The sequence below is a fragment of the Halomonas sp. MS1 genome (assembly GCF_024182575.1).
In the GTDB taxonomy this organism is placed as follows: Bacteria; Pseudomonadota; Gammaproteobacteria; order Pseudomonadales; family Halomonadaceae; genus Vreelandella.
This window is the reverse complement of sequence record NZ_CP098926.1, coordinates 932,976-947,108: the sequence shown is the minus strand read 5'-3', so window position 1 is coordinate 947,108 and position 14,133 is coordinate 932,976. Positions and strand designations below refer to the sequence as shown.

Genomic DNA, 14,133 nt, shown 5'->3' with positions numbered 1-14,133 from the left:
TCTCCTTGGGCACCGAGCTGAGGCGCAATGGAAACCACGTTATAGGAAGATCTTCAAAGGGAAAATTGAAGCTTCGCCAAGCGAGCGTTCGTCAGCGGGTAACAGTCGAACGCGACCTGCTACTCCAGAGGCTCAGATAGGTAACCTTAAGCCGATGAAGAGAGTCGAAGATGCTCGACAAAGGCTTTTACTGTCGGGGGTAGCATACGAATATCCCTAATCCCGATTTGTAGTTGCCGCTCTGCCCAACTTTCGTTAAGCGTAATGCCGACAATAGGGATTGACTGTGCATAGATGTTGATAACATGACGAGGCAAAATCGCGATGCCCAGGCGGGAAGCCACCAACTGGCACATGCAGTCAAAGCTACTGACCCGAATTTTGACCTTGGGCGTAATGTCCAGTTTCTGAGCTTCACGGGTAATTAAAGCGTAGAGAGCACTTTCGCTGTGTGAGGCAATCAGCTCGTGGCGAATAAACTCAGCAAAATGTAGGCTTTCCCGCTCTGCTAGCGAGTGACTCACTGACACCGCGACGGCGAGCTCATCGCTACGGTAGGGAAACGTTTCAAGCTCAGGCGATGCGGTGTGACTGGCAAAAACACCCAGATCCGCATGCCCGTCAACGACCTCGCGCACGATAGCAGCCCCCACGCGTTCCTCGATATCGAGCTTTATGCCCGGGTATTCGGCGGTGAATGATTCAATATCGGCGGGCAGAAACTGTGCCAATGCAGAGGTCGTGGCGTGGAGCTTAATATGTCCCTTGATCCCCCCCGTGTAGTCGTTTAACTCCTCCTCCATCTGGTGCAGGGTCTCGAAAACCTTACGGGTGTAGGAGAGCATGGATTGACCCGCAGGCGTTAGCTCCACCCCCCGTGAAAAGCGTGTGAACAAAGGTGCCCCCACGCGACTCTCAAGTTCAGCAATGCGCTTGCTAATGGCCGACACCGCTAAGTGCGCTCGTTTCGAGGCCCGGGTAAGACTTCGCTCTTCGGCAACGCAAAGAAAGATTTTCAAGGTAGTCAAGTCATAGCGCATTGAGCCGCTCACAAGCTGATAAGAGTGAATGATAGCCGTGGCAAGTTTGGATGGTTTATCTGCACTCAGCCGTATAAGCCCTAACGCTGAAACGGCAGATCAGCCATATTTTCTGGATAGTCTATATGGTAAGCATGATGGCTGTTCAATGGAAACTTCCCTGTAATGGCTCATCTCCTTGCAGCGGGCTCTTCTTGAGTTGGTCGATGAACGTTGACCTCGATCAGTTGATGTCCATTGCGATTGATGAAGTCGCCTATCCCGCGATCAGGGCGCCAATCATTGCTAAGCTCCGCCGGATGCCTGCCTGGATAGCGGATCATCAAGAGGCCAAAAAGTCGCGTAGAGCCTTTATTTCTGTGGTATGCCATCTGAGTAATCATGGCACTGGACTTCGGCCTCTTGTCGTAACCAGGCCCTGAATGCCTCCGCATGAGGGTGAAGATATTGCTGATCAGAATAGGCTAGGTGAAAAGCCTCTGATGTGGCGATACGCTGCTCAAAGGGGGCGATCAGTTTGCCGCTTGCGATCATTCCTTCCACCAATGAGCTACGCCCAAGCGCGAACCCTATTCCTTGGGACGCCACTTCTAGCGCGGCAATCAAGGTATCGAACTGGAGCCCTTGGGAAGTATCGAGATGACTTCCTCCCGTCTTATTCAGCCAGTAGCCCCATCCTTCCTCATAGCCGATCACGTGCAGCAGGGTATGCTCGGCCAGGGCCTCGAGAGAGTCGGTGGGTGATGTTCTTGTGAATAGCGATGGGCTGCATACTGGAAATAACTCATCCCAAGTGAGCCGCTCTGACTTCATCCCCTCCCAACCTCCCTGGCCGTAGCGGATCTCCATGTCGGCCTCCTCCTTCTTATAGCCCTCTCCAGCCCAGATATTGCTCGTGAAACGCAGGCCGATGTTGGGGTACAGAGTCCGGAAGCGAGAGAGGCGTGGGGCGAGCCAGGTGGTGAGGAATACTAAATTGACTCTGACAGTAATCAGCTTGGGACGCCCCTGACCGAAGATCTCATCGGTGGCGACCGCTAGGCGCTCAATGGCCTCGTGGATAGCTGGCAAGTAGGCCAACCCTGCATCGGTCAAAGCAATACCTCGGGGGAGGCGCTTGAACAGTTGGGTGCCAAGCTGTGACTCGAGCGCCTTGATCTGCTGGCTGATAGCCGCTTGGGTGAGATTGAGCTCAACCGCCGCCCGGGTAAAGCTTTGAAGGCGGGCGGACGATTCGAAGGATCGCAACCAATTCAGCGGAGGAAGCCTTTTCTTCATGATTATCTTCATCGCAGTAGGTCACCGAGTTTAGTCGGTCAATTTATCAGATGTGGGCTTGCGTATCAGTCGCTACGAGCTACTCACGAAGGAAAAAATGAGATGTCCTACGAGGGTCATGGATTCTTCCTGTGTTAAAAATTTAGGGGGACGACCAAAGCCGTTGGTAGAGCCCAATGATCTCGTCGGCGTCGGGAACTCGAGGGTTGTTTCCGGGCGAACCGGAGGCCAATGCCTGTTCGGCCATGTTGGTCATCAGCTCAAAGAAGCGCTGACGCTTGATGCCAAACTGCTCAGGAGTGGGAACCTGAAGCTCATCGTTGAGGGCATTGAGTTCATCAAGCAGTTTGTGATTGGCGACGTCGATACTGTCCTGCTCGCTGGCGATGCCAATGGCACGAGCGCAGTCGGCATAGCGCTCCGGGGAGGCCGGTATCGAGAACGCGGTCACGGTGGGCAGCAGCATCGCGTTGGAGAGGCCGTGCGGCACATGAAAATAGGCGCCAATGGGACGGCTCATGCCATGTACTAGTGCCACAGAGGCATTCGAGAAGGCCATGCCCGCAAGGGTCGACCCCAGCATCATCGCCTCACGGGCGCGTTGGTCATCACCGTGGTGATAAACGCGACGGAGATTAGGGCCAATCAGTCTCATCGCTGAGAGAGCTTGGCTGTCGCTGAATGGGTTGGCTTTCTTGCTGATATAGGCTTCGATCGCGTGGGTCAAAGCATCAATTCCGGTATCGGCGGTCGTCCGCTTTGGCAGGCTCAGGGTCAGACGGTAGTCGATTATAGCTGCCACCGGCATGAAGCCAGATCCAACACAAAGCATCTTTTCGTCGCTGTCTTCGTCAGTAATGATGGTGAATCGGGTTACCTCGGAACCGGTACCCGCTGTCGTAGGGACCGCGATGATGGGGAGGCCCACTTCACTCACCTGGCGGGGGAACTTGTAATCTCGCATTTCACCGCCGTGCTTGGCCAGGATGGCAATCGCCTTGGCGCTATCGATGGGACTCCCACCTCCCAGGGCGATGATACTGTCGTAGTGACCTCTACATGTCTTTTCCACGCCGGCTTGTATGGAGCTAATGGTAGGCTCTGGTACGGTATCGTCGAAGACATCTGCAGCAATCATATGGTTAGAGAGCGTTGCTTGAATTTGCCCGACGTAGCCCAGTTGGACCATCATCTTATCGGTGATGATGAGAGGGCGCTGGCAGCCGAGGTTTGCCAGGATATGGGGAATCTCCTGGCTTGCGCCTTCGCCCACCTGCATAAGACGAGGAAAAGAGATCTGAGTGGACATGACGTCTCCTTTGGTAATGGGTCTCAAGGACGGCGGTATAAAGACAACCCCCGTGAAATTTGTGTTTATTTATTAACGAGTTCCGAAAGTTCGGCGGTGGAGCAGGGGGCGAGCGCCTCCAAGGGGGCTTCTCGTTCGGCTTGCCCAGAACGCGGTTCTTCTCTTAGCGACTTGCATAGGCCATAGATGGCCAGCACTACCACGACTGAGCACGGCAGGGCGGAAACGATCGAGGCGGTCTGCAAGGCTTGCAAGCCTCCGGCGAGTAATAGCACTGCGCCCACTGCACCCACCGCGATCCCCCAGAATACCCGCAAGCGTGTCGAGGGGTGTTCATTACCCATGCTGACCAGAGTGCAAATCACCAAGGCTGCGGAGTCTGCGGAGGTGACGAAATAGGTCACCAGCATGACGGTACAGATCGAGGCAAACAGTAGCGTCAGTAACTGCCCCAGCCCCATCAGTTCAATGGTCGTGAACAGTGCTATGGTGACGTCGTCATTAACCGCTGCGGTCACGCCACCGCTTCCGTAGAGCTCTATGAAGAGAGCAGTGTTGCCAAATACGGTGATCCATAGGGCCCCCAGAAGCGTTGGCGCTAACAGTACACCGAGTACGAATTCGCGGATCGTGCGTCCCCGGGAAATGCGCGCGATGAACATGCCAACGAACGGGGCCCAAGCTATCCACCACCCCCAGTAGAAGATGGTCCACGCTCCTTGCCACTGGCTCTCAGGGTCGGGGTCGACCCAAAGTCCTAGCTCCACCGCATGAAAGAGATAGTCTCCTAAGTTGGTAAAGAAGGCTCCTAGCAGGTAAGCAGTCGGACCGAAAATGAGAAACAGCGCCAGAATAATCCCTGTCAGTTGCATGTTCAGCATGCTGAGGAGTCGAATGCCCTTGTTGACACCGGTGACGACCGAGACAGTAGCGATAGTCGAAATTAGGATGATCAGCATCACCTGATGAGAGGTCGATACCTCGAAGCCGAACAGATACTGGAGGCCTGCGTTGATCTGCTGGGCACCCATTCCCAAGGAGGTGGCGATGCCGAACAAGGTTCCGAACACGGCCAACAGATCTACCACATGCCCGATGGGGCCATAGATACGATCACCGAAGATTGGGTACAGGCTGGAACGAATGGAGAGAGGAAGCCCTTTTCGATAGGAAAAATACGCCAGCGCCAAGCCGATCACCGCAAACAGTCCCCAGCCGTGTAGCCCCCAATGGAAGATGGCGATGCGCATCGCCACTTGGGCTGCCTCAACGCTCATCTCTTGGCTTTCGCTGATGAAGGGGTTGCCTTGGAAGTGAAAAATCGGCTCTGCGATACTCCAGAAAAGAATGCCAATGCCGATACCAGCACCAAATAACATCGAGAACCAGGCAAAGTTACTGAACTCCGGTTTTTCCCCTTCGCTCCCTAGACGGATACTTCCGTAGCGGCTAAAGATGAGCCAGATCGAGAAGAATAGGATGAGAGTTATTAAGGCGATGTAATACCAGCCAAAATTTGAGCTAACAAATTTATTGGCGTCACTGTAAATGGCGCCAGCGTACTCTGGATCAATAACGGTAAAGATAATAAAAGCTATCACCAACAGGGCGGATCCGATCGTCATGGTCGGATGACCTCCCCCTAACAGGCCTATCTTTCGCATCGCGTCTTTATTGTGCTTGTACATGATGCATATTCCTCCTTTCTCGCTCTGGTGAGACGAACCTAGAGCACAGGTTGTCTCGTTATCGGCTTGAAGCGACTGACCCACACTTTTATCGCTTCGGCAAAATTTCCACGTTGCGAACAAATGTGGCTTGGGGGTCATTCTTGTGAAGGCCGGGAGGGATAACAAGCAACGAAACATCGCCCTAAGACCTCGTTATTTTTATGGATAAGCCGTTAGGCTGTTTTTTCTTGGCCTGCGTTGAAGCAAGCAGTGCCGTGGTTGAGTTAAAGGATTTCTACCTTTTGAACGCAGTCGGTGTAGCTCGTCATCGCTGCCCTACCGGACGTATTGTTGCCTTGGGGAAGTTTTGCCCTATCAGATCGTCTGCTTTCCCGTTGTTCTCCACGCGCAGCTTCACTTAGGCATCAAAAAACTTATGCCTCAGGGGGATTTTTTATTGCTGGTTAGGCAAGTTGCCACATCCTAGTATCCCGGTTGTCAATCAGGCGAAGGGGCAGTCACTGCGTTCTGTTTTCACTCGCCGGACGTTATCCAGTTCCACTTCATTTCTAGGGAAACACCGCCATGACAACCAACAAATCGCTCCCCTTGTCCGGCGTCCGTGTCGTCGACTTTGGCCAGCAAATCGCCGGTCCCGCTACCGCAATGGTACTCGCTGACCTCGGTGCCACCGTGATACACGTCGATCCTCCGCAGGGGCCTCAGTGGGATCATCCGGCTAATGCGGTCTTGAACAGAAATAAGCGCTGCCTACGCCTTGACATGAAAACGCCCACTGGCCTGGAGCAGGCTTTGGCATTGATCGATACGGCCGACGTCATCATTGAAAGTTTTAGGCCCGGTGTCATGGCGAAACTGGGGGTGGATTTTGCCCGTTTGCAGGCCGAACGTCCGGCGCTGATCACGCTTTCAATGCCAGGCTTTGCCAGTAACGATCAACTACGCAGCGAATGGAAAGCCACTGAGGCCGTTGTCGCTGCCACGTCAGGCGCCTTTACCGATATGGGCTTCAACCGTGTGCTAATGGGGCTCAATCCTAGTTTCTCACCGCTGCCTCTGGGGTCCGCCTACGCGACTACCCTGGCGGCCAGTGCGGTTGTAATGGCACTGTTTGAACGTGAAAAGACGGGGCGCGGTGATGTCATCGAGGTGCCCATTGCGTCGGCGTTGATGGAAGGGTTGTCCTACAACTCCATCGTGATCGACGGCCTGCCTGAACGCTACAAAACCATGCGTGAGAAGGAGATCGAGTATCGCAAGGCCAACGATATCCAGATGGATGTCGCTTATACCGACTTGCAGGAGTACCTTGATCCTTTCTATCGCACCTATGAATGCGCAGACGGACGCATGTTTTACTGTGTATGTCCGTCGCATCGTAACCATGCACGCCGTGCTCTTGAGGCTCTGGGGCTTTACCAGGAACTGGTCGCTGAGGGGCTGCCGGAGGTATCTGATCTGCACTTGCCCGTCAGCGAATGGGAGGGCGAAACGTCCATCGGTGTGTACCCGCTTCCCAAGAAGTGGGCAGATATCATTTCGGCTAAGATGAAAAAAGCCTTTCTCACCAAAACGTCTACTGAATGGGGCATTATTTTCGGTGAAAACGGCATACCAGGTGCTCCTCACCGCACCACACAGGAGTGGGTTAACGACGAGCACACTAACAAGGCTGGCTTAATCGTTGAGGTTGACGACCCCGAATTTGGCCGTATGAAGCAGCCAGGACCGATCGCCTGGCTGGAAGGCTATAGCGAACAAATGTTAGTGCCTCAGCCCAGGAAGCAGGTCGGTTTCGAGGAGGCGCTTGCAGAATTGAAGGCCGTTGCATACCAAGAGACGCTTACCCGTCCGCTGGGTGCGGACATCAAGCCTGCCCAAAAGCAGGGCTGGCTGGAGGGGCTGCGAGTACTGGACTTGACCAATGTTATTGCAGGGCCGCACTCCACCACATTCCTGACTCGTTTCGGTGCGGAAGTGATCAAGCTGGATCCCGTTAAGCCTCTTTATGACCCGCTGATCGGAACGCTTTTCACCTTTCAGACTGGCATGGGCAAGCGCAGTGCACTGGTCGACATCATGACCCCTGAAGGTCGGGAAGTTTTCGAGCAGTTGGTCAAGCGCGTCGACCTAGTGGTTATAAACGCTCCAGAGCGCCAGATAGAGCCACTAGGCTTAGATCATGCCACTCTTCAGTCGGTTAATCCGGGGGTTCTGTTCTGTCGTCTGGATTGTCTCGGCGGCCCGCGCCGTGGGCCGAAGACGAATTACATCGGTTATGACGATATCGTCCAGGCCAATAGCGGCATCATGAGTCGTTTCGGCGGTCCTGACACGCCCGAAGAGCACGCCCACCTTGGCACGCTTGACGTCAATTGTGGATTTGCCGCCGGGCTGGGTATTGCTGTGGCGCTTTATCATAAGCACAAGACGGGTGAGGCAACCCGTGCTAGGACGTCGCTGTCGGCGGTCACAAACCTGGCTCAAGTTCCCTTTGCCTTCGACTACGTGGGGCGCGGGCCCTTCGATGAGCCCTCTGGCCGCGAGGCGCTGGGCTATCATGCCCTCTCGCACTTCTATGCGACCAGCGATGGCTGGATCTATCTGGATTCGAACCAGGCTGAATTGCCTCGGTTGGAATCTGTCGAGGGCCTAGCGGGGATCGAAACGGCCGAGCACAAAGGCGACTTCCTAACCGAGGCCTTTAAACGGGCACCCGCGTCTTACTGGCTGGAAGCCCTACATGCTGCTGACATCGCCGCCGCGCTACCGCTGGGTATCGAGGAGTTGAGGAACAAGTACAGCCGTCGGGCAGATGGTCGAATGGGAATCGACAAGGGCAGCTACGCCTTTTCAGTCTATGCTGATCATCCGAGTGGTCACTGCATTACACAAATCGATCACTATGCTATTCGCCCCACGCAAGCTCAGATCCTCGCACCGATACCAACAGAAAGGTTTGGCGCCTCGACCCGACTTATCCTGGAGGAGCTGGGGTATAGCGCAGATGATATCGACGCGATGATCGCGCGGAAGGTGGCTGGCGTAGGCTGGGGGCGTGAGTTCTTGCCGAGTTAAGCGTGGTGGACTCGCTATCGGAGGGGGATCCCCTCCGATTAACCATTAATTAGGTGGTGTCAGCGGTGGCAAGTAGCGCTCAAGTAACTGGGCGGCATGCAGCACCTTGAGGTCTTGATATTTGCCCGCCACTAAATGAAGGCCTACTGGCAGCCCTTGATTATCCAAACCGCAAGGAAGGGATGCCGCGGGCTGCTGGGTGAGGTTGAAGGGGTAGCTGAACGGCGTCCAGTCCATCCAGTCTCGGTAGGTTCCCCCTGGTGGTACGTTGTGGCTCGCTGCAAAGGGGGCAATGGGCATCGTAGGTGTAACCAGTAAGTCATAGCGTTCATGAAAGGCTGCCATTTGGGCAGTCAATTCACTGCGCTGACGTCGGGCGGCGAGATAGTCGGAAAGCGATACATCCTGCCCGCGTCGGGCAATATCGAGAAACCCAGGGTCGAGTGATGCCTGCTGCTGTTCGTCCAGTTTTTCTAGCGCTTGGGTAGCACCTGCAAACCAGAGGGTGTTAAACGTCTTGATTGGATCGCTAAAGCCAGGATCAACGCGGGTTACTGTGGCGCCCAGCTCTTCGAAATAAGCAATGGCTTGCTCTACCTTTCGAGCAATGTCTGAGGCTACTTCTACGTAGCCAAGATCTGCACTATAGGCGATGCGCCAGCCCTTTAGGTTAGCAGGCGGCGGCGTTAGCCAGTCTGGCCCAAGGGGATTGCCGGAGTAACCATCCCTGGCATCTGGCTGCGCCATCACGCTAAGCATTAGAGCACTGTCGGCCGCTGTGCGGGTCATTGGCCCTAAATGGGAAAGTGTACTCATGGCGCTGGCGGGCCACTGGGGAACCCAGCCAAAGGTTGGCTTTATGCCAAAGGTACCGGTAAAGCTGCATGGGATGCGGATAGAGCCACCCGCGTCACTGCCTTGGTGTAATAGACCTAGATTAAGCGCCGCTGCTGCCCCTGCGCCGCCGGATGATCCCCCTGGCGTCAGTGCGCTATTCCACGGGTTGCGGGTAATGCCGTGCAGGGGGTTATCAGTGACGCCTTTCCAGCCGAACTCGGGCGAAGTCGTTTTGCCAATGACGATGGCTCCAGCATTGCGAAGGTGACGACTGATTGGCGCATCTACCTCCCAAGGGCCGTCTGATGGAGTGGTGGTTGAACCCAGGCGTGTCGGTAGGCCCTTCGTTAAGGTTAAATCTTTAATAGTGACAGGAATGCCATCTAGCGGGCCGCAGGGTTTATCTGCCTGCCAGCGCTGGGCAGACGCTTCTGCCAAGCGCCGAGCCTCTATCTCGTTCACGCAAGTAAACGCATTGACCTTTGGGTTGTCGCGGGCAATCCGCTCCAAGCAGTCGTTTACCAGCGCCTCTGGGGAAAGAGTCCCCTGGCGGAAGCGGTCTAATGCTTCCACAGCCGTGAGTGTCTCAAATGTCTCGGTCATTGTTACTCCCCAGCTATGCTAACGCTGTCTTCAACACCGGCCGCATTCAACATGGCCTGTAGAAGGACGTTACAGCCAGCGTGAACATGCTCTGGGGTAGCGCTTTCAATTTCGTTGTGGCTAATGCCGTCCTTGCAGGGCACAAAGATCATTGCAGCCGGGGCTACACGACCGACGAACATGGCATCGTGACCAGCACCGCTGATGATATCCATGTGCGATAGGTTGAGTTGCTCGGCCCCTTCGCGCACTGTATCAACACAGGCTTTATTGAAGTGCTCAGGGGCAAAATCTGCGGTGGGTGTTAATTCATATTCCAGCCCATGACGTTGGCAAATTTCCTCGACGACCGTCGCTAAGGATTGACTCATTGAGATCAGGGCTTCTGGCTCCCAGTGGCGCATATCCAGGGTCATTTTAACTTGGCCGGGAATAACGTTACGCGAGCCAGGATGTAGTGACATACAACCAACCGTACCGCGCCCGTGGGGCTGATGATCCAAGGCAATTCGGTTAAGTGCTTGGGTGACTTCCGCAGCGCCCATCATGGCGTCGCGGCGCAGATTCATGGGCGTGGGACCCGCGTGGGCTTCAAGCCCGGTTAGGGTTAAATCAAACCACTTTTGACCAAGACCACCGATAACCACGCCGATGGTGGTGTCGGTATCTTCTAAAATCGGCCCCTGTTCGATATGTGGTTCAAAGTAAGCTTTTATCTCACTGGGTGAGACCTCATCGCTACCACGGTAGTGAATGGCATCCAGTGCATCACTTACCGTGACGCCATCGGCGTCAGTGCGTGCCATCATGGCGTCAAATTCAAGCACGCCAGTAAATACTCCAGACCCCATCATGCAGGGTGGGAAGCGACAGCCCTCTTCGTTAGTCCACGCAACGACTTCAATGGGCGATTTTGTGGTGATGTTGTGTTCATTAAGCGTTCGGATTACTTCTAGACCTGAAAGTACCCCAAAACAGCCGTCATACTTCCCACCAGTGGGCTGGCTATCCAAGTGGCTGCCCGCCATGACGGTTTTGGCTGTTGGATCGCTGCCTTCCCGCCGGGCAAAAATATTACCGATATTATCAATGCGGATGGTGCAGCCTTCAGCACGACACCAGTGGATAAATAGGTCGCGTCCCTGGCGATCAAGATCCGTTAGCGCCTGTCGGTTAACGCCGCCCTTAGCCGTCGCGCCCAGCTTCGCCATGTCCATCAGCGATTGCCAAAGCCGATCGCTGTCGGTGCGCAGGTTAGTGATTGCGTTTGTTGGCGTTATGTAGGTAGTCAATTTGCTATCCTCTTAGGATGAAAAGGGTGCTAAAGAACGCATTTTTCATTTATAAATCATATAGTTTTGAACGATTGGCTAGAGTGCCCAGCAGGTCGTTGCTGACTAGCATTTGTGCGGCCATTTCGGCTTCCAGCGCGCTCATGTGGTGCTCTGCATCTAGCATATGCTCGGCCATCACTTGACGGACACGCGAGGTATCTTCGGCTCGGTAGGCATCTAGCAACTGTCGGTGATAGTCCTGGTTAGCGTGATCGAATTGTTTACGCTCAGGCACGTAAGCTTTTTTGATCACGACTAGGTCGCGCAGCATGTCGTTTAAAAACTGGCATATAAATGCCAGCAGTGGGTTCGGGCAGGTGCGCGCCAGCAGTTGATGGAACTCCAGCTCTAAAAAGCGCTGGCGCTTATGGTCTTCCTCGCCGCTACAACAAGTGCAGGATGCTATATTCGCTTCAAGCTGTTGAAAGTCTTCTTCCGTGAGTCGGCCGACGACGGATGCCGCCAGCTCGACCTCTAACAGCTTGCGCAATTGATACACTTGCTTGCCATCTAACTGTTGGAAATGCAGAAAATTACGTAGCATGCGGCTGGCGGGCTCCATGCCCGGCTGATTAATAACGGCTCCTCCTTGAGGCCCGGTTTTTAAAGTGATGAGCCCCTCAACCTCAAGAATCTTAAGCGCTTCGCGTATAGTGGCTTTGGCGCTGCCATAGAGCTCCATCAGAGCTCGCTCATTTGGCAGGCGATCACCTTCACCGAGCCCCTCCGATGCAATCCAGCGTTTGATATCATCACTGATAAGCTCGGCGAGTTTAGGGCGACGCTTAACGGTTGAACTAGTAGTTGAACTAGCAGTTGAAAAAGGGGCTTTGGCCATCAATACACTCCTTTGTTGATTGTTAGCGATCAGCTATAGAGGGTTTAGTTTCTTGTGCATAAGCTGGTTTAGGTTCTTGTACATAGCTAGGTAAACGCTCGGGGTGGTACTCCGCATCATAGTCGTAGCGTGCCTGGGTAAAGCGTTCCACAACCGCTGTGTCGCGGCGATGCAATGCATGGCTTAGGCCAACAAACAGTGCGATGTTGAGCAGTAGCCCCCAAATACCTGCATGGAAGCCAAGAGGGGCACTTAGCGGGCCAAAGGTCATCAGAAGCACGCAGCCAACGCCGGCCCACAAACCTACTAGAGCAGCAGTCGGGTGAGCTTTTTTCCAAGTGATGGCACCGAGTGTAGGAATCACCAATTGTGCAGTGCCTGCCAGAGCAGCAATGCCGATGGTGACCAGAACACCGGGTACGGTAAGCGCCATGATATAAGCCACCAGTGAGAAGCCCACCAGTGATAAGCGACCGATATAAACAATACGGGCTTGGCTTGCGTCACGGTTCACATAGCGTTTGTAAATATCCATTGTCACTACCGTGGATACCGCGTGAATCTGTGAGTTTGCCGTTGACATGGCAGCTGATGCGCCCGCTGCCATAATCAGCGAGGCAAGTAGATATGGCGCATACTCCATGAGCATGATGGGCAGGATTTGGTCGGGATTTTCCACATTCGGCTCAAGCAGTACTCCCGAGTAACCTGATAGAACAGAACCTACATAGGCAAAGGCTGCTAAGCCCAATAAGAAGGGCATTAAGTTAAACAGCTTGCCGTGCTTAACTGAGTACATGCGCAACCAAATTTGTGGGCCCATAAAGGCGCCAATAGCGGTTATCGCAAACAGCGAGAACCACATGGGATAGCCCATCGTGCCGTTCGGCCCTGGCATAGTGAGATGTTCAGGAGAGGTTTTCTGGAGTTGGCTAAACAGAGCGGATGGCCCACCCACTTGGGTGGAAATATAGTAGCCTGCGTACATCATGCCGAAGAACAATAGAGCGCCGTAAATGACGTCGGTCCAGGCGATGGCACGAATACCGCCAATCCATACATAGATAATAATAATGAAGTAAAACAGCAGCGCGGCGAGCCAGAAAGGAATCAAGCCACCAGAGGCAACTTCAATTAAATAGGCACCACCCGTTAATTGGATCTGTAAATAAGGTACGGTAAAAATCAGCGTAATAGCCGCAACGGTAATGCGCAGTGCTTCGCTGTTATAAAAGTCACCAATTAAATCTGATGGCGTTAAATAATTGAATCGTTTTCCTAAAAACCAAACCCGCTTGCCGATCCAGTAATACATAAAACCAAACAGCAAGTTCCAGGCTAGCGCAGTCAGAAAGACTGGACCATTGGTATAGAACGTAGCGTTAGAACCCAAGAAGGCAAATGCACTCCACCACGTGGCCGCTACGGTGAAAAATACCGCTATGCTGCCCATAGCACGGCCTTGAACGAAGAAGTCTTCACTCGTTTCTTGCGATTGACGTGCCGATAAAACCCCTACTAGTAAGGGGATGATCATAAATGCGGCAATAATTAATAAGCTACCGGTCATGCGTTATCCCCCCTTTTATGGCTGCTTAATGGTGTGGTTAGCCGTTGATGATGGGCTGCCCCAGTTTGTCAAATACGCCACTAAAAACAGCGCCGTTAATGCAAACCACCAAAAGAGATTCCAGGCCAATAAAAAGGGGATGCCCATCAACATGGGTTCTATACGATTGGCTAGCATGATGATGGGACTTTCTAGCATGAAGAACCCAAGCAGCATGCCGCTATAAAGCGCTAGTTTAAGAGGAGGTAGATATTTCATAACACGTTTGCCCTTTGTTTATGGTTTGTGTGTGAGCTTGGTTTTCAGCGCAAAGCAATCCAGCAAAAGCTATCCAACAGCAGCGTTATTAAGCGCAGCGCGGTTGCCAAGCGTTAGTGGGGCGTGAACCACTCATTTGTTGTATTTATTCGTATAGATATAACAAATAGGCGTTTTTCAAAATATCGTCAAGCCAGAATGGATAACGAGAGTCTGCTTATTACGTATAAATTTTCTAACGTGAACACAAGAAAAGCGTAATTTTATAAACATGTTCAGTGGCGCATGCTGAGGCTA

General features: G+C 53.5%; 10 protein-coding genes. 1 reads left to right on the top strand and 9 read right to left on the bottom strand.

The genetic code is table 11. The annotated features are described in order from the left end of the window. Positions 1–146: 146 nt before the first annotated feature. The 4 genes from NF683_RS04350 to NF683_RS04335 form a co-directional block, all read right to left on the bottom strand. Positions 147–1,040 carry a LysR substrate-binding domain-containing protein gene (locus NF683_RS04350; protein WP_089040615.1) on the bottom strand — a complete coding sequence of 298 codons (894 nt, stop codon included), beginning with the start codon at positions 1,038–1,040 and terminating at the stop codon, positions 147–149. Positions 1,041–1,391: 351 nt separating this feature from the next. Further along, positions 1,392–2,288 carry a LysR substrate-binding domain-containing protein gene (locus NF683_RS04345; RefSeq protein ID WP_342760368.1) on the bottom strand — a complete coding sequence of 299 codons (897 nt, stop codon included), beginning with the start codon at positions 2,286–2,288 and terminating at the stop codon, positions 1,392–1,394. A gap of 172 nt (positions 2,289–2,460) precedes the next feature. Continuing rightward, complete coding sequence (locus NF683_RS04340; protein WP_089040616.1) at positions 2,461–3,627, bottom strand: iron-containing alcohol dehydrogenase; 1,167 nt, start codon at positions 3,625–3,627, stop codon at positions 2,461–2,463. 65 nt (positions 3,628–3,692) lie between these two features. After that, positions 3,693–5,315, bottom strand: a complete 1,623-nt coding sequence (locus NF683_RS04335) for a BCCT family transporter (protein ID WP_198361410.1) — start codon at positions 5,313–5,315, stop codon at positions 3,693–3,695. 567 nt (positions 5,316–5,882) lie between these two features. Here NF683_RS04335 and NF683_RS04330 point away from each other — a divergent pair. Then, on the top strand, positions 5,883–8,396 hold the full coding sequence (locus NF683_RS04330; RefSeq protein WP_253921357.1) for a CoA transferase: 2,514 nt from the start codon (positions 5,883–5,885) through the stop codon (positions 8,394–8,396). A 45-nt stretch (positions 8,397–8,441) separates the two neighbouring features. Here the strand turns inward: NF683_RS04330 and NF683_RS04325 are convergent, their stop codons facing one another. From NF683_RS04325 to NF683_RS04305, 5 genes are read right to left on the bottom strand one after another with little or no spacing between them, the layout of a single operon-like run. Beyond that, a complete protein-coding gene (locus tag NF683_RS04325; protein WP_089040618.1) occupies positions 8,442–9,836 on the bottom strand; it encodes an amidase in 1,395 nt (464 codons plus the stop codon). 2 nt (positions 9,837–9,838) lie between these two features. Then, entirely contained in the window at positions 9,839–11,128 is a 1,290-nt protein-coding gene (locus tag NF683_RS04320) for a Zn-dependent hydrolase (RefSeq protein ID WP_253921356.1), read from the bottom strand. Between the two features lie 49 nt (positions 11,129–11,177). Next, positions 11,178–12,008, bottom strand: a complete 831-nt coding sequence (locus NF683_RS04315) for a FadR/GntR family transcriptional regulator (RefSeq protein ID WP_253921355.1) — start codon at positions 12,006–12,008, stop codon at positions 11,178–11,180. Between the two features lie 22 nt (positions 12,009–12,030). Next, complete coding sequence (locus tag NF683_RS04310) at positions 12,031–13,578, bottom strand: sodium:solute symporter family protein (RefSeq protein WP_253921354.1); 1,548 nt, start codon at positions 13,576–13,578, stop codon at positions 12,031–12,033. A gap of 15 nt (positions 13,579–13,593) precedes the next feature. Beyond that, complete coding sequence (locus NF683_RS04305) at positions 13,594–13,836, bottom strand: hypothetical protein (protein WP_089040622.1); 243 nt, start codon at positions 13,834–13,836, stop codon at positions 13,594–13,596. Positions 13,837–14,133 lie beyond the last annotated feature (297 nt).

Excerpts from the sequence above, each read along its gene's own strand:
- NF683_RS04350 (WP_089040615.1), bottom strand. The coding sequence starts at position 1,040 with ATGCGCTATGACTTGACTACCTTGAAAATCTTTCTTTGCGTTGCCGAA.
- NF683_RS04340 (WP_089040616.1), bottom strand. The coding sequence starts at position 3,627 with ATGTCCACTCAGATCTCTTTTCCTCGTCTTATGCAGGTGGGCGAAGGC.
- NF683_RS04335 (WP_198361410.1), bottom strand. The coding sequence starts at position 5,315 with ATGTACAAGCACAATAAAGACGCGATGCGAAAGATAGGCCTGTTAGGG.
- NF683_RS04330 (WP_253921357.1), top strand. The coding sequence starts at position 5,883 with ATGACAACCAACAAATCGCTCCCCTTGTCCGGCGTCCGTGTCGTCGAC.
- NF683_RS04325 (WP_089040618.1), bottom strand. The coding sequence starts at position 9,836 with ATGACCGAGACATTTGAGACACTCACGGCTGTGGAAGCATTAGACCGC.
- NF683_RS04315 (WP_253921355.1), bottom strand. The coding sequence starts at position 12,008 with ATGGCCAAAGCCCCTTTTTCAACTGCTAGTTCAACTACTAGTTCAACC.
- NF683_RS04310 (WP_253921354.1), bottom strand. The coding sequence starts at position 13,578 with ATGACCGGTAGCTTATTAATTATTGCCGCATTTATGATCATCCCCTTA.
- NF683_RS04305 (WP_089040622.1), bottom strand. The coding sequence starts at position 13,836 with ATGAAATATCTACCTCCTCTTAAACTAGCGCTTTATAGCGGCATGCTG.